The organism is Basfia succiniciproducens, from assembly GCF_011455875.1.
Taxonomy (GTDB): Bacteria; Pseudomonadota; Gammaproteobacteria; order Enterobacterales; family Pasteurellaceae; genus Basfia; species Basfia succiniciproducens.
In genome coordinates, this window is sequence record NZ_CP015031.1 from 361,395 (window position 1) to 378,196 (window position 16,802).

The window sequence follows — 16,802 nt, forward strand, 5'->3', positions numbered from 1 at the left end:
TACTATAAAAAAGAAATGCTATGGGGAAACTCCCGTAGCATTTTAAAATACAAAAAAATCACCTAAAGAATTATTCTTCAGGTGATGTATTTCTAAAATATGCAAGCATTTTGTAAGAAGCATAACACTTGCAAAACGGCTATTTATAAGGCTTTAGATTCCTTTTTTAACTACTCCCACTCAATCGTCGCAGGAGGTTTTCCGCTGACGTCATACACCACGCGGGAAATGCCGTCCACTTCGTTGATGATACGGTTTGAGATTTTGCCTAATAGATCATAAGGCAAGTGCGCCCAATGTGCGGTCATAAAATCGATGGTTTCTACCGCACGTAACGATACCACCCAGTCGTATTTACGCCCGTCGCCCATTACGCCGACGGATTTCACCGGCAGGAATACGGTGAACGCCTGGCTGACTTTATAGTACCAGCCTGAGTTGTAAAGTTCTTCGATAAAGATGGCGTCGGCTTTGCGCAGTAAATCGCAGTATTCTTTTTTGATTTCACCCAATACGCGCACCCCTAAACCCGGGCCCGGGAACGGGTGGCGGTTGAGCATTTCGGCAGGCAAGCCTAACGCCAAGCCGATTTTACGTACTTCATCTTTGAATAATTCGCGAAGCGGTTCCACTAAGCCGAGCTTCATATAATCCGGTAAACCACCTACGTTATGGTGGGATTTAATCACATGGGCTTTGCCGGTTTTGCTGGCGGCGGATTCAATCACATCCGGATAAATGGTGCCTTGTGCCAGCCATTTAACGCTGGTTTGTTTGTGGGATTCTTCGTCGAATACATCCACAAATACTTTACCGATCATTTTGCGTTTTGCTTCTGGCTCATCAATGCCTTTCAATGCGTCTAAGAAACGATCTTCGGCGTTGACGCGGATAATGTTCAAGCCGAATTTATCGCCGAACATTTCCATTACTTGATCGCCTTCGTTTAAGCGGAGCAAACCGTTATCTACGAACACACAGTGTAAATTTTTGCCGATAGCGCGGTGTAAGAGTAGAGCAGTAACGGATGAATCCACACCGCCGGATAAACCCAAAATCACTTCATCGTCGCCCACTTGCGCTTTAATACGAGCTACCGCGTCTTCAATGATATTTTCCGGCGTCCAGTTGGTTGTACATCCGCAAATATTCACCACAAAGTTGGTTAATAACGCCAAACCGCTTTTGGTGTGGGTAACTTCAGGGTGGAACTGCACGCCGTAGAAATGACGGCTTTCGTCAGACATGGCGGCGATTGGGCAAGTCGACGTGGTACCGGTCAGCTGAAAACCTTCCGGCAAACGGGTTACTTTATCGCCGTGGCTCATCCAGACATCCAGTTTTGGCTGGGAGGAATTTAAATCATCATTCAGCTGAGCAAAAAGTGCGGTGGAATTTTCAAGAGAAACGGAAGCATAGCCGAATTCGCGGTGGTTAGATGGTTCGGTTAAGCCGCCAAGCTGCATTGCCATAGTTTGCATACCGTAGCAAATACCTAATACCGGCACGCCTGCGTTAAATACATATTCCGGCGCACGCGGGCTGTTGTCTTCCGTGGTGCTTTCCGGACCGCCGGAAAGAATAATCCCGGTCGGATTAAATTCACGGATTTGTTGTTCCGTTACGTCCCACGCCCAAAGTTCGCAGTAAACCCCGATTTCACGCACGCGACGCGCGATCAGCTGGGTATATTGGGAACCGAAGTCGAGGATTAGGATTTTATGGTTGTGAATGTTGTTCATTTTGTTTCCAATGATGATTAATTAATTCTTTTTGCTCATACGAATATAGGTTCCGCCAACACCATCACCTACATATTGAATATTAAATACTTCAGTTTTTCCACATCCTGTTACAGTCCAAGTTTCTTGGGCTTGTTCAACTGAATTTTGCGTTGCTGGTTTTGCGCTATTTATTTGTGTATGAATTTTTTCAGGTGAGCATTGATGAATAGCTCTAAAAAATATATTAATGTTGCGTTCAGTGTCTGATTTCAGCAACGCTCCCGCAGTTGTTTCACCAGAATATGATGGTCCTAAAATACCACAGCCAGTTAATAATAAAGCTAACGTTAATCCTGCTTTTTTCATGTCATACTCCTTTTATGACAATCAGATTTCACAAAACTTTGTAAATTTCAACCGCACTTTAAACTAGAAAAGGTGGGCTTAGCAAGCCCACCCTAGGGTTAATTAAACGCTTATGCCAAACGATAGTTCGGCGCTTCTTTGGTAATAGTCACATCATGCACGTGGCTTTCTTTGATACCCGCGCCGCTGATGCGTACAAACTGAGATTTAGTACGTAAATCTTCAATGGTAGCGGAGCCGGTTAAACCCATACATGAGCGCAAACCGCCCATTTGCTGATGGATAATGTCTTTTAATAAACCCTTATAAGCGATGCGTCCTTCGATACCTTCAGGTACCAATTTGTCCGCTGCGTTATCGGATTGGAAATAACGATCGGAAGAGCCTTTAGACATTGCAGATAATGAACCCATGCCGCGGTATGATTTGTATGAACGGCCTTGATAAAGTTCGATTTCGCCCGGCGCTTCTTCCGTACCGGCAAACATGGAACCTACCATGACGCAAGAGGCGCCGGCGGCGATGGCTTTTGCAATATCGCCGGAGAAACGGATACCGCCGTCGGCAATAACCGGAATGCCTCTGCCTTCTAAGGCTGCTGCGGCATCGGAAATAGCGGTAATTTGCGGTACACCCACACCTGTTACGATACGGGTTGTACAGATTGAACCCGGGCCGATGCCCACTTTCACTGCGCTTGCGCCGGCATCGGCAAGCGCGATTGCGCCTTCCGCGGTGGCGATATTGCCTGCGACAATCGGCAGATTAGGATATTTCGCGCGGGTTTCGCGAACGCGTTGTAATACGCCTTCGGAGTGACCGTGTGAAGAATCGATAAGTAACACATCCACACCGGCTTTTACCAGCGCATCAATACGCTCCTCGTTGCCCGGGCCTGCTCCGACGGCAGCGCCCACGCGTAAGCGGCCTAATTCGTCTTTACAGGCGTTTGGTTTTTGTTCCGCTTTTTGGAAATCTTTAACTGTGATCATGCCTTTTAGTTTGAAGTTATTGTCAACTACCAGCACTTTTTCTACACGATGGCTGTGCATCAAGGCAATAATGTCTTCACGTTTTGCGCCTTCTTTTACGGTAACCAGTTTTTCTTTCGGCGTCATCACTTCCGCAACGGTTTTATTTAAATCTTTAACGAAACGGGTATCGCGAGCGGTGATAATACCGACTAAATTATCATTCTGATCGATAACGGGATAACCGGCAAAGCCGTTTTTCTTCACTAATTGCGCCAGCTCGCCAAGGGATAATTCGGGAAAAACCGTCACAGGTTCGGAAACCACGCCGCTTTCAAATTTTTTCACTTTGCGAACTCGATCCGCCTGACGTTCGATAGACATATTTTTGTGAATAAAGCCGATGCCGCCTTCCTGGGCTAAAGAAATTGCTAATTTAGTTTCAGTTACCGTATCCATTGCCGCCGACAGCATTGGGATGTTCAAACGGATTTCTTTTGTTAATTGAGTGGATAGATTGGCCGTATTAGGTAATACTGTGGAATGGGCAGGAACTAGAAGAACGTCATCAAAAGTTAATGCTTCTTGTTTGATTCGTAACATAGCAATATTCTCTCTTGTTTTATGTGGATGTTAAAAAATATTGCGGACGGATTATACAGGGTTGGCAATCGTTTGGGAATGGATTTTTTAAAAAAAATTTTTACTTTTTTGAACTTTATGATAAAAAGACAAATTACATTTTTTCGGGGAAATTTATGTCGTCCTTATTAGAGATTTTAGCCGACGGTCAGCCAAAAACTTTTAAAAAATTGACCGCACTTTTATCGCTCAGCCAAGCGCAATTGCTTGATGAAACGGAGCGCTTACAAACTTTGGGCATTCAAATTAAAGCCTCACCGCAAACCCTTCAATTAATACCTCAGCTTGATTTACTGGACGGCGCCCGCCTGAGCAAAGCTTTATTTCCTCATCGGGTTGTAATTCAACCGGTCATTGATTCCACTAATCAATATATTCTGAATCATTTAGCGGAACTGAAAAAAGGCGATTTATGTTTATCCGAGCATCAAACCGCAGGCAGGGGGCGGCGCGGTCGCCAATGGCTTTCGCCTTTTGCCGGGCAATTGATTTTGAGCTTTTATTGGACGTTGAACGCCCGTAAACCTTTGGACGGTTTGAGCCTGGTAATTGGTATGGCGATTGCCGATGCCATAAAAAGTGCGGGCGGAAAAGAGATAAATTTGAAATGGCCGAATGATCTTTTATTAAACGGGCGAAAATTAGCCGGTATTTTGATTGAGATCGCGAACCGGCAACAGGATCAATTAAATCTGGTGATAGGTATCGGCATTAATCTTTCGCTGCCAAAACTGAAAGCTCAAATTGATCAGCCTTGGGCGGAACTTTGCGAAATGTTACCTCAGTTAGATCGTAACGAATTGCTGATTCGGGTAGTTAAGCATCTTTATCTTTATCTTGCCGCTTTTGAACGGGAAGGGATTAATGCGGTGTTCCGTGAGAAATGGGCGGAGACGGATTATTATTTTAATAAAGAAGTGAACATTATTACCGAAAAGCAAACTATTACGGGCATAAACCAAGGTATTGATGAAAATGGTTATATTCTGATTAAAACTAAAAACGGCGAGCTTTTGAAATTTAACGGGGGAGAAGTTTCTTTGCGCAAGCCCGCATAAAGTAAAGGCTCCTTTTAATATAGGAGCCTTTTGAATTATTTGTTGGCTAAAATAACCGCCCGTTTAGGTGCCGGATAGCCTTCAATGGTTTTGCTGTGATCATTCGGGTCTAAAAAGTCAATCAGGCTTTCATTTTCCAGCCATTCGGTTTTACGCTGTTCTTCCAGTGAGGTGACTTCCACATCCACGCAACGCACATTGCTGAAACCGGATTTTTCCAGCCAATTAATTAAACAAGGCACGGAAGGAATAAAATAAACGTTTTTCATTTTGGCGTAACGTTCCGCCGGCACTAAGACATGATGTTCGTCACCATCCGTCACCAGCGTTTCAAGCACTAATTCTCCGCCTTTGCGCAATTGATTTTTTAACTGGCTCAGGTGATCCAGCGGCGATTTACGATGATAGAGCACGCCCATGGAAAAAACCGTGTCAAATACGCCCAGCGGTTGCATTTCTTCAATACCCAACGGGATTAAATTTGCCCGGCGATCGTTATTTAACAGTTTGCGTACCGCTTCAAACTGGCAAAGAAATAATTCCGTAGGATCGATACCCACCACCATTTTGGCGCCTTCACCAACCATGCGCCACATATGATACCCGCTGCCACAGCCTACATCTAAAATAAGGCGATCCTGCAACGGCGCTAAATGGGGAAGTACGCGATCCCATTTAAAATCGGAACGCCATTCGCAATCCACATGAATGCCGTGTAAATGATAAGGCCCCTTACGCCACGGCATAAGCTGCTTGAGGTGATAGATAATACGTTGTTGTTCGCCTTGCGAAAGCGGAGAAACCGGCTCGGATTTGACCGCAGTTTTTAAATCGATACGCGCGGTTTCCAAGTGCGGTAAAAAATCCACGATTTTTGCCCATTTGGCGTATTCGCCGTGAGTTTGTTTTTGCCATTGGGCAAGTTGCGACGGCAGGGTTTCCAGCCATGAGGAAAGTTCGCTCACGGCTATTTGTTGATAAAACGGACGAAAATCAATCATGGTTTATTCCGCATTTTTGTAAGCAAGGTTTGCTTTTTCAAAGGTTTCGACAATTTCTTTGTTTGGCGCCGGTGAAAGCAATGAAACCAGGATAATCATTAATGAGGCTAACGAGAATGCGGGAATCATTTCATAAACTCCCGCCCATTCGGATGTCGCAGGAATTACCGATTTCCAGCTAAATACTACGATTGCGCCGGTCAGCATACCTGCAATTGCACCTGATGAGGTCATGCGTTTCCAGAATAAGGAGAACAATACCACAGGCCCGAAAGAGCTGCCGAAGCCCGCCCAGGCAAATTCTACTAATTTTAATACTTTATTGTTTTCATCCTGGGCAATCCAAATGGCGAGCGCGGCAATAATCAATACCATTATGCGCCCCAACCAAACCAGTTCTTTCTCGCCTGCTTTCGGGCGAATAAAACCTTTGTAGAAGTCTTCGGTAATTGCACTGGAGGCGAGCAATAACTGACAGCTTAAAGTACTCATGACGGCGGCTAAAATAGCGGAAAGCAGAATACCCGCAACCCAAGGGTTAAAGAGCAGTTTCGCTAATTCGATAAATACCTGCTCGGGTTCTTTGGTGACCACCTCGGCGATTTGCGGATTGGCATGGAAGAAGGCAATACCGAAAAAACCGATACTGATTGCGCCGATTAAGCAGATAATCATCCAGGTGATACTAATACGGCGGGCTTTGTGTAAGGATTTTGCCGAATAAGCCGCCATAAAACGGGCGAGAATGTGCGGTTGACCGAAATAACCCAAACCCCATGCCGCAAGGCTGAATAAACCTAATGTTGAGGTGCCGGTGAATAAATCGGTAAAGTCTTTTTGCATATTTATTTCCGCACTTTGCATTGCTGCTGAAAAGCCGTCTATTCCGCCTAGAGAAACCACGATCACAACAGGGGTTAAGATCAAGGCAAACAGCATTAATGTGGCTTGAATGGTATCTGTCCAGCTTACCGCTAAAAATCCGCCGATAAAGGTATAGGCGATAGTCGCTAAAGCGCCGTACCAAAGTGCGGTAGCGTAAGGGATATCAAATAAATTCTGGAATAATTTAGCGCCGGCAACCACGCCTGACGAACAATAAATAGTAAAAAATACTAAAATAATTGAGGCGGAAATAATCTTTAACAAATTGTGCGAGGTACCGAAACGGCTATGAAAATATTCGGGCAAGGTCAGCGCATTATTGTTAAATTCCGTATGAACGCGCAGACGACCGGCGACAAACAACCAGTTTAAATAGGCGCCGATAGTTAAACCGATGGCAATCCAGCCTTCGATTAAGCCGGAAACATAAACCGCGCCGGGCAAGCCCATTAAAAGCCAGCCGGACATATCGGATGCGCCCGCAGACATGGCGGTCACAAAACTGCCTAAACGGCGCCCGCCGAGAATATAGTCCGAAATATTATTGGTATAATAATAAGCAAGTACGCCGATGGCGAGCATACCTAAAATATAAATCGTAAATGTAATGAGTGTTGGATCTAATCCAAACATTATGAATCTCCATGATTAATCGTAATTTCAAATTAAGTTTGTTAACGGTAAAAACTTAAATACGATTAACAATAATTTAAAACCCGCACAAGCCTGTGTTTATTTTGGCAAAATTTGAGAAAGCTCACATTTTACAATAATTAGCTCTGTTATTCCATTGTCCTTTTCGCTAGACTATGTTCAATTTTGTTAAGTTTTAGGTATTTTTTATGAATTCTGTTGAATTATTGGTGAACGTAACGCCGAATGAAACCAGGATTGCGTTGGTGGATACGGGGATTTTGAAGGAAGTCCATATCGAACGTCAGGCGAAACGAGGGATAGTCGGTAACATATATAAAGGCCGTGTGACCCGCGTTCTGCCCGGTATGCAGTCGGCATTTGTGGATATCGGTTTGGAAAAGGCCGCTTTTTTACACGCCTCCGACATTGTTTCTCACACCGAATGCGTGGATGAAAACGAACAGAAACAATTTATCGTGAAAGATATCGCCGAATTAGTGCGAGAAGGGCAGGATATCGTAGTGCAGGTGGTGAAAGATCCTTTGGGAACCAAAGGCGCGCGCCTGACCACGGATATTACGCTGCCTTCCCGCTATTTGGTATTTATGCCGGAAAACAGCCATGTGGGCGTTTCCCAGCGTATTGAAAGCGAAGACGAACGGGCAAGATTAAAAGCCTTGGTAGAGCCTTATTGCGACGAATTGGGCGGCTTTATTATCCGCACCGCCGCAGAAGGCGCCACAGAAGACGAATTAAAACAGGATGCGGATTTTCTTAAACGTTTATGGCGAAAAGTAATGGAACGCAAAGCAAAATATCCGACCCGTTCCATGCTTTACGGCGAACTTGCTTTGGCGTTGCGCGTGTTGCGCGATTTTGTCGGCGCCGGCATCGAAAAAATCCGTATCGACTCAAAATTATGTTTCACCGAAGTGAATGAATTTTGCGAAGAATTTATGCCCGAACTGGTGGATAAACTGGTGCTGTATTCGGGCAATCAGCCGTTATTTGATGTGTACGGGGTGGAAACGGCAATTCAAATCGCATTGGATAAGCGCGTGAATTTAAAATCCGGCGGTTATCTGATTATCGAACAAACCGAAGCCATGACCACTATTGATATTAATACCGGTGCTTTCGTCGGCCATCGCAATCTGGAAGAAACCATCTTCAATACCAATATTGAAGCGACGCAAGCCATTGCCCAACAACTTCAATTGCGTAATCTCGGCGGTATTATCATTATTGATTTTATTGATATGCAAACCGACGAACACCGTAACCGGGTTATTCAGTCTTTGGAAGAAGCGCTTTCTAAAGATCGCGTAAAAACCAATGTGAACGGCTTTACCCAGCTCGGCTTGGTGGAGATGACCCGTAAACGTACCCGGGAAAGTCTGGAACACGTTTTATGCGGCGAATGCCCCGCCTGCCAGGGACGGGGTCATGTGAAAACCGTGGAAACCGTGTGTTATGAAATTATGCGTGAAATCATTCGCGTTCATCATTTATTCTCAAGCGAACAATTTGTGGTTTACGCCTCCAGAGCGGTATCCGAATATCTGATCAACGAAGAAAGCCACGGCTTAATCGCTGAACTTGAGGTTTTTATCGGCAAACAGGTACAGGTGAAGACAGAAGTATATTATAATCAGGATCAGTTTGACGTCGTTGTTATGTAAGTCGTCATATAGTTATCCGTAAAAAGTGCGGTCAATTTTTCCGAAGTTTTAAAACTTTGAAGAAATCGACCGCACTTTTATATATAATAGCCGCCGTTAGGATCTGTTTATGTTTTATAACCGGTTGCGTTGTTATCTAAAATAGCCACAGGTAAGGCGTAAAATGGGTGAATAGCAGGCCCTATTAACAAGTTTTTCACTTCAGCCAATTCATTTTAGGAACAAAATGTTAAATAAAGTTGTAGAAAGTCTGCTTACGCCAAGTAATTTATCCGTAAAAGATCTTCCCAATATTTTTGATCAACTTGCTCATCGCCATTTAGATTATTCCGATCTTTATTTTCAGCTCAGTCAAGACGAAAGCTGGGTGCTGGAAGACGGCATTATTAAAGAGGGCGGTTTTCATATTGATCGCGGGGTCGGCGTGCGAGCTATTAGCGGTGAGAAAACGGGTTTTGCCTATTCCGATCAAATCAATTTGACAAGCCTGCAGCAATGCGCCAATGCGGTGAAAGGTATTGCGCCGGCAGAACAAGGGCGGATTATCACTCCGACGGGATTTAATCGGGTCAATCCGATTTTACGTTATGCCGCGGTTAATCCGTTAGATACCTTAACGAAAGAACAGAAAATCGAATTACTGTATTTGGTGGATAAAACGGCGCGCGGTATGAGCCCTTATGTAAGCCGGGTTTCGGCAAGTTTAAGTTCCATATATGAAGAAGTGCTGGTAGCGGCAACGGACGGCACATTAGCCGCCGATATTCGTCCTTTAGTACGTTTATCCGTTTCCGTACTGGTGGAAAAAGAGGGTAAGCGCGAGCGCGGAAGTGCCGGTGCGGGCGGGCGTTTTGGCTTGAATTGGTTTCTGGAGTCTTTCGAAGGCGAAGTTAGAGCCGTATCCTTTACCAAGGAAGCAGTGCGTCAAGCGCTGGTGAATTTAGAAGCGATTCCGGCACCGGCGGGGTTAATGCCCGTAGTATTAGGTGCGGGCTGGCCCGGCGTATTATTGCATGAAGCCGTGGGGCACGGTCTGGAAGGGGATTTTAACCGCAAAGAAAGCTCGCTGTTTTCGGGCAAAATCGGCGAATTAGTTACTTCGCCGCTTTGTACGATTGTAGATGACGGCACGTTAGAGAACCGCCGCGGATCACTTACCATTGATGACGAAGGTACGCCAAGTCAGCGCAACGTATTGATTGAAAACGGTATTTTAAAAGGTTATATGCAGGATAAAATGAATGCCCGCCTGATGGGGGTCGTGCCGACCGGAAACGGGCGCCGCGAATCTTATGCGAATTTGCCGATGCCCCGCATGACCAATACTTATATGTTGTCTGGCGACAGCAAGTTTGAGGATTTGATCGGTTCAATTGATAGAGGTATCTTTGCCTCGCATTTCGGCGGCGGGCAAGTGGATATTACTTCCGGAAAATTCACTTTCTCCACCACAGAAGCCTACCTTATTGAAAAGGGGAAAATCACTCGTCCGGTAAAAGGCGCTACTTTAATCGGCAGCGGTATTGAAGTGATGCAGCAGGTTTCAATGGTGGCGGATAATATGGAAATCGACCATGGTATCGGCGTGTGCGGTAAAGAGGGACAAAGTGTGCCGGTCGGCGTGGGACAACCCGCATTAAAAATCGAAAAAATCACCGTTGGCGGTACAAATTAAACAATAACGAAGACCGTACATAAAAGTGCGGTCTTTTTTATGTGAATTTATATTCATTATATTTGACTAATTATTCAATAAGTTCTATGCTAAATCCAATTTAACACAACATAAGAAAGAAAAGGATAAAACTATGAGCCAATATACTCGCAAAACATTCGATGAAGTGATGATCCAAAACTACGTACCTGCGGATTTTATTCCTGTGAAAGGCAAAGGTTGCAAAGTTTGGGATCAGCAAGGGCGAGATTATATTGATTTTACCAGCGGAATTGCCGTAAATGCATTGGGACATTGTCCTGACGAAATCGTCGATGTGCTGAAAAAACAAGGCGAAACTCTATGGCATTCAAGCAACTGGTTCACCAGTGAACCGACTCTGGAACTTGCCTCCAAATTGGTTGAACATACCTTTGCCGAACGTGTGATGTTTGCCAATTCCGGCGGTGAAGCCAATGAGGCGGCGCTTAAATTGGCGCGTCGTTATGCGGTGGATAATTACGGCTATCAAAAAGATACCATTATTTCATTCAAAAAAAGTTTCCACGGACGTACCTTATTTACCGTCAGCGTCGGCGGTCAGGCGAAATATTCGGACGGATTCGGCCCGAAACCTGCCGGAATCGTGCATTTACCGTTTAATGATCTTGATGCTGTTAAAGCGATGATTGATGATCACACCTGTGCGGTAATCGTTGAGCCGATTCAGGGAGAAAGCGGTATTATTCCGGCCACCAAAGAATTTTTACAGGGTTTACGTCGACTTTGCGACGAAAATAACGCTCTGTTGATTTTTGACGAAGTACAAACGGGGGTAGGGCGTACCGGTTATTTATACGCATATGAAAGCTATGATGTAGTGCCGGATATTCTGACCTCGTCAAAAGCCCTTGCTAACGGTTTTCCGATTAGCGCAATGTTAACCACCACAAAAATTGCCGCCAGTTTCAAACCGGGCGTGCACGGCACCACATTCGGCGGTAATCCGTTAGCCTGTGCGGTCGGGGCGAAAGTGATTGAGACGATTGCAAATCCGGCGTTTCTTGAAAATGTGCAAAAAACATCTGCACTTTTTATCAGCGAATTAAACAAACTTAATGAGAAATATCACTTATTTAACGAAGTTCGCGGTCAAGGATTATTAATCGGGGCGGAATTAATTGAAAAATATCAGGGCAAAGCCTCAGAGTTTGTCAAAGCCTGTGCGGATAATCAACTTATGATTTTAGTCGCTGGGCCGAATGTGCTACGTTTTGCGCCGGCATTAAATATTAGTCAACAGGAAGTGGCGGAAGGATTTAAACGTTTAGATCAGGCTCTGCAAAAATTTGCTTAAAATTGTGAAGAAAAGCGAATTATTTAAAAATTCAATATTGACATAAACAGTAAATAACTTTACACTTCTTGACGTTTTATCTAAGAGTGACTTTGATAGAGCTAAACTTTAAATATTTTATTCATAAAACCCTTTTAGCCAGAGTATTTTTGCTCTGGCTCTTTTCTTTTTAAACTTCCGTTTCTTTTGAATTTGATCTAAATCTAGGAAATTTACCTAATTTTTATATTTTTCTAGTGTTGCTTGCTCGTTTTAGCTAGAATTGGCGAAAATTTTTGCTTAATTTATAAACGAGGAGTCGCTATGAACTACCCTAAAATTGCCCAACAGGTTATCGAAAAACTTGGCGGAAAAGAAAATATCGCTAATCTTGCGCATTGTGCAACGCGTTTGCGCTTGACAATGAATGACGAAAGTAAAATCGACAAACAGGCCATTGAAGATATCGAGGGCGTAAAAGGGCAGTTTTCAACCTCCGGTCAATACCAAATTATTTTCGGTTCAGGTACGGTGAATAAAGTTTACGCCGAAATGAATACCATTATGAACGGTTCGCCGTCGGCGGATTCCACCGGGGAAAGTCAACAGGCGAAAGGGCCGCAGCAAGGTTTGATTCAACGATTAATTAAAGGTCTGGCTGATATTTTCGTTCCCATTATTCCGGCTATTGTCGCCGGCGGTTTGTTAATGGGGATTAATAATGTCTTTACCGCAAAAGATTTATTCGAAGAAGGGAAGACATTACTCGACCTTTATCCGCAATACAAAGATTTAGCGGATTTAATTAATACCTTTGCTAACGCGCCTTTTGTGTTTCTGCCCGTATTGTTAGGTTTTTCGGCAACCAGAAAATTCGGTGGCAATCCGTTCTTAGGAGCGACATTAGGTATGTTGCTCGTTCACCCCGCTTTAACCAATGCTTACGGTTATGCGGAAGCGTTAGCCGGCGGCAATCTTCAATTATGGAATATTTTCGGGCTAGAGATTGAAAAAGTCGGCTATCAAGGCACGGTTATTCCCGTTTTAATTGCCGCCTGGGTATTGGCGACTTTAGAAAAATTCTTAGTGAAAGTAGTGCCTTCCGTATTAAATAATTTAGTCACGCCGTTATTTTCATTATTTATCACCGGTTTTTTGGCTTTCACCGTAATCGGACCTTTCGGTCGTGAAGCGGGGGAATTTTTAAGTCAGGGTTTAACCTGGTTATATGATACTTTAGGTTTTATCGGCGGCGGCGTGTTCGGCGCATTATACGCACCTATCGTGATTACCGGTATGCACCAAACCTTTATCGCCATTGAAACGCAATTGCTGGCAAGCACTGCGGCAACTTTTATCTTCCCGATTGCCGCCATGTCGAATATTGCGCAGGGTGCCGCTTGTTTAGCCGTTGCCGTGTTAAATAAAGATGCCAAAACCCGAGGTCTGGCGTTGCCTTCCGGTATTTCCGCATTATTAGGGATTACCGAACCTGCCATGTTCGGGGTGAATTTGCGCTTCCGTTATCCGTTCTATGCGGCTATGTTAGGTGCCGGTTCCGCCGCGGCGTTTATCGCGTTCTTCAATGTTAAAGCCACTGCGCTTGGCGCGGCGGGCTTAATCGGTATCGCATCAATTCGTGCCGGCGACTGGGGAATGTATTCCGTGGGGATGGTAATTTCGTTTTGTGTGGCTTTCGCTGCGGCATTAGTGCTGGGCGCAAGAGCTAACGTAAAAGAATAGTTTAAAAAATCAGTCAAAAAAGACCGCACTTTTAACTCAAAGTTCGGTCTTTTTTTGCTATTTTTTCTCCGGTTTTTCCGTATCGGTTATTTTTAACCGGTAGGAAAATATTAATCCCAACAGGCTTAAAACGGATAAGGTCTGCAAGGCGATTTGCAGACCGTAATGATCTGCAATCCAGCCCACAATTGGTGAAAATATCCCGCCCATAGTGATTCCCAGCCCAAGGGTAATGCCAGCCGCAAAGCCGACGCTTTTGGCAAGATAAGTCTGACCAAGCACGACAATAGGACTATATTGAGTAAAAACGCCCAATCCCAACGGAATTAGAAAAATAAATGAGAGCCATAAGTTTTCGCTTTGAGTAAAAATTAAAATAGTGGGTAAAAAAATCAAATAAGCGTAGCGGATAATTCTGACATAACCCAAGCGATCGGAAAGCAACCCGCCGATAAAGGTAATGGCGACCCCCATTGATAAAAATATCGTGAGCGTAAAGTTAGCGTCGGTTTCTTGTTGATGAAGTATATGAATCCAATAGATAGGAATAAAAGCGTTAAGTACTGTGAAATTGGTGGCGCGGACAAAAATAATCACCGACAATTTGGCAAAACTGCGCCAATCGTTTTGTAATGTGGTAGAAGCGGTGTTTTTTGCTTTATTAACCACATTTTCGACTGTTAATTTTGGCAACTGTAAGAAAATAATGAGCGCGATGATCGTGTTAATCAGGGCAAAAATACTTAAGGTTTGCGCACCGAATAAATAGGCGAGCCCCGCGAACATCGGTCCTATAGCAAAACCGGCATTTCCGCCGACGGCAAAAATTCCCATAGCTTTGCCTTTTTTTCCGCCGGACATCCGGTTAACCAGTCTCGCTCCTTCCGGGTGAAACAGAGCGGAACCTATGCCGGCAATCATGGCAAAAAAGAATAAACCCGGGTAGGAATGGACAAAGCCCATAGCGGCGATACAGCAGCCTGACAGCATCATTCCCAAAGGAATTAACCAAGGCATAGAACGTTTATCCGCCAAATAGCCGAAAAACGGTTGAGCAATTGAGGCGAGAACCGTGTTGGCGAAAATTAATCCGCCGGCTTCCTGATAGGTCAATCCGTAATTTTTTATAAAAAGCGGAAGCAGGGCGGGGAGCGCTCCTTGCGCCATATCGGTGACGAGATGCCCGATTGCCGCAAGATAAACAGCGAATTTGTTTTGCATAATAAGTTCGTTAAAAGATAAATAAGTTCTATTATAATCCCGAAGTTTCCGGTGTATTTTAATAAAACGAATTATTTTGCGTTTTATTACTTAAGATCAAAAGACGGGTATCGGGCAATTAAAAGTGCGGTGAAAATTTGCGTTTTTTTGGCGGGTAGAAAAAAGCCCTTTCATCATGAAAGGGCAAAATACATTTGGAGTTATATTTTTAAAGTATGTTTGTATTATGTATGCGGAATTTTAACTTTTACAACATATTTTTAACATTTACTTTTGGTGAGGATTGCGCGTATTGCCGCCGGTTAAATTACGCATTAACAACGCATAATCCAGTTCGATATCGGCCGGTACATCTAAGAACACAAAATGTCCGTCGCCAAGCCCCGCTTCCACTTCTTCATTTTTGCGGTTCAGCATACGATTGATTTTAAATACGATGTTACCTTTCGGTGTCATCATTTCCACTTCGTCGCCTAGCAGAAATTTATTTTTTACCGCCACTTCCGCCATGCCTTGTGCATTACGTTTACCGGTAAATTCACCCACAAACTGCTGACGTTCGGAAATACTGTAACCGTATTCATAGTTTTGATATTCATCATGAGTATGACGACGTAAAAAACCTTCCGTGTAACCGCGGTGTGCCAGGCTTTCCAATGTATCTAGCAAACTGGTGTCAAAAGGTTTGCCCGCCGCCGCGTCATCAATGGCTTTACGATAAACCTGAGCGGTACGCGCGCAATAATAGAAGGATTTTGTGCGACCTTCGATTTTTAACGAATGCACGCCTAGTTGAGTGAGTTTTTCTACATGTTGTACGGCACGAAGATCTTTGGAGTTCATGAAGTAAGTACCGTGCTCGTCTTCAAACGCCGTCATTTGTTCATCAGGGCGGTTAGGCTCGGTATAAAGGAACACTTTATCTGTGGTTGCGCCTTCCCCTAAGGTAGGCGATACGTTTTTAACCACAATTTCAGGTTCGTATTTTTGAACGTTGTCTTTCGGTACGATATTGCCCACATCGTCCGTGGTGCCTTCTTCTATTTTATATTCCCAACGACAGGCATTAGTGCAAGTACCCTGATTCGGATCTCGTTTATTTATATAGCCCGAAAGCAGACAACGGCCGGAATATGCCATGCATAATGCGCCGTGAACGAAAATTTCCAGTTCGATATCCGGCACTTGTCGGCGGATTTCGGCGATTTCTTCAATGGAAAGTTCGCGGGATAGAATTACGCGGGTAAGCCCCATTTGTTTCCAGAATTTTACCGTCGCCCAGTTTACCGCATTGGCTTGTACGGACAAGTGAATGTCCATATCCGGGAAGTTTTCCCGTACCATCATGATAAGACCCGGATCCGACATAATCAGCGCATCGGGGTTCATGTCCACAATGGCTTGAATATCTTTGATAAAGGTTTTTAGTTTTGAATTGTGCGGCGCAATGTTAACCACTACATAGAATTTTTTGCCCAGGCTATGAGCTTCATCAATGGCTTGCTTTAAGGTTTCGTGATTAAATTCGTTGTTACGTACGCGTAAACTGTAGCGCGGTTGCCCGGCATAAATGGCATCGGCGCCGTAAGCAAAGGCATAACGCATATTTTTCAGCGTGCCGGCAGGGGATAATAATTCCGGTTTAAATGGAGTAGTCATAAGTTTCTCTTTAAGGTCTGAGTTCAAATCAGTGATTCGCCGGGGCGAACCGTAGGACTGTGTATTTTATGGAGATTTACCGAATTGTAAAGAAACGAAGGAAAATATCTTAATTTATTGTTCTATTATTAATTAAATTCATATTCAAATTGAATTTTTTAAAATTGACACATATTAAAAAGATAAATAATCTACATACATTGCAGTTAACAGAATCGGCCATG

Annotated in this window: 12 protein-coding genes; 5 read left to right on the forward strand and 7 right to left on the reverse strand. The window is 44.1% G+C overall.

Annotation, left to right across the window (positions count from 1 at the left end; translation table 11 throughout):
- Positions 1-170: 170 nt before the first annotated feature.
- From guaA to guaB, 3 genes are all read right to left on the reverse strand, one after another.
- Entirely contained in the window at positions 171-1,742 is a 1,572-nt protein-coding gene (gene guaA / locus A4G13_RS01680; protein ID WP_090654710.1) for a glutamine-hydrolyzing GMP synthase, read from the reverse strand.
- Positions 1,743-1,763: 21 nt separating this feature from the next.
- A complete protein-coding gene (locus A4G13_RS01685; protein WP_011199952.1) occupies positions 1,764-2,090 on the reverse strand; it encodes a hypothetical protein in 327 nt (108 codons plus the stop codon).
- A gap of 110 nt (positions 2,091-2,200) precedes the next feature.
- Positions 2,201-3,664 carry an IMP dehydrogenase gene (gene guaB, locus A4G13_RS01690; RefSeq protein WP_090654712.1) on the reverse strand — a complete coding sequence of 488 codons (1,464 nt, stop codon included), beginning with the start codon at positions 3,662-3,664 and terminating at the stop codon, positions 2,201-2,203.
- A gap of 155 nt (positions 3,665-3,819) precedes the next feature.
- Between guaB and birA the strand changes: the two genes are divergently transcribed.
- The gene (gene birA, locus A4G13_RS01695) at positions 3,820-4,761 is read left to right on the forward strand and encodes a bifunctional biotin--[acetyl-CoA-carboxylase] ligase/biotin operon repressor BirA (protein WP_090654714.1); all 942 of its coding nucleotides are present in this window, start codon (positions 3,820-3,822) and stop codon (positions 4,759-4,761) included.
- A 35-nt stretch (positions 4,762-4,796) separates the two neighbouring features.
- Here the strand turns inward: birA and cmoB are convergent, their stop codons facing one another.
- Both cmoB and putP read right to left on the reverse strand, forming a co-directional pair.
- Entirely contained in the window at positions 4,797-5,762 is a 966-nt protein-coding gene (gene cmoB, locus A4G13_RS01700) for a tRNA 5-methoxyuridine(34)/uridine 5-oxyacetic acid(34) synthase CmoB (protein ID WP_090654716.1), read from the reverse strand.
- Positions 5,763-5,765: 3 nt separating this feature from the next.
- A complete protein-coding gene (gene putP, locus A4G13_RS01705; RefSeq protein ID WP_090654718.1) occupies positions 5,766-7,280 on the reverse strand; it encodes a sodium/proline symporter PutP in 1,515 nt (504 codons plus the stop codon).
- Between the two features lie 209 nt (positions 7,281-7,489).
- On the opposite strand from putP, the gene rng reads away from it, so the two are divergent.
- From rng to A4G13_RS01725, 4 genes are all read left to right on the forward strand, one after another.
- Positions 7,490-8,965, forward strand: a complete 1,476-nt coding sequence (gene rng / locus A4G13_RS01710; protein WP_090654720.1) for a ribonuclease G — start codon at positions 7,490-7,492, stop codon at positions 8,963-8,965.
- Between the two features lie 226 nt (positions 8,966-9,191).
- Positions 9,192-10,640: a metalloprotease TldD gene (gene tldD / locus A4G13_RS01715; protein ID WP_090654722.1), complete on the forward strand. Its 1,449-nt coding sequence runs from the start codon at positions 9,192-9,194 to the stop codon at positions 10,638-10,640.
- A gap of 133 nt (positions 10,641-10,773) precedes the next feature.
- The gene (locus A4G13_RS01720) at positions 10,774-11,976 is read left to right on the forward strand and encodes an aspartate aminotransferase family protein (RefSeq protein WP_090654724.1); all 1,203 of its coding nucleotides are present in this window, start codon (positions 10,774-10,776) and stop codon (positions 11,974-11,976) included.
- Between the two features lie 303 nt (positions 11,977-12,279).
- Entirely contained in the window at positions 12,280-13,698 is a 1,419-nt protein-coding gene (locus A4G13_RS01725) for a sucrose-specific PTS transporter subunit IIBC (RefSeq protein WP_090654726.1), read from the forward strand.
- Between the two features lie 57 nt (positions 13,699-13,755).
- Here A4G13_RS01725 and A4G13_RS01730 read toward each other — a convergent pair whose 3' ends face one another.
- Positions 13,756-14,919 (reverse strand): MFS transporter, encoded by a 1,164-nt coding sequence (locus A4G13_RS01730; protein ID WP_090654728.1) that lies wholly within the window; start codon positions 14,917-14,919, stop codon positions 13,756-13,758.
- A 267-nt stretch (positions 14,920-15,186) separates the two neighbouring features.
- Positions 15,187-16,578, reverse strand: a complete 1,392-nt coding sequence (gene trhP, locus A4G13_RS01735; RefSeq protein WP_041639618.1) for a prephenate-dependent tRNA uridine(34) hydroxylase TrhP — start codon at positions 16,576-16,578, stop codon at positions 15,187-15,189.
- Between the last annotated feature and the right edge of the window lie 224 nt (positions 16,579-16,802).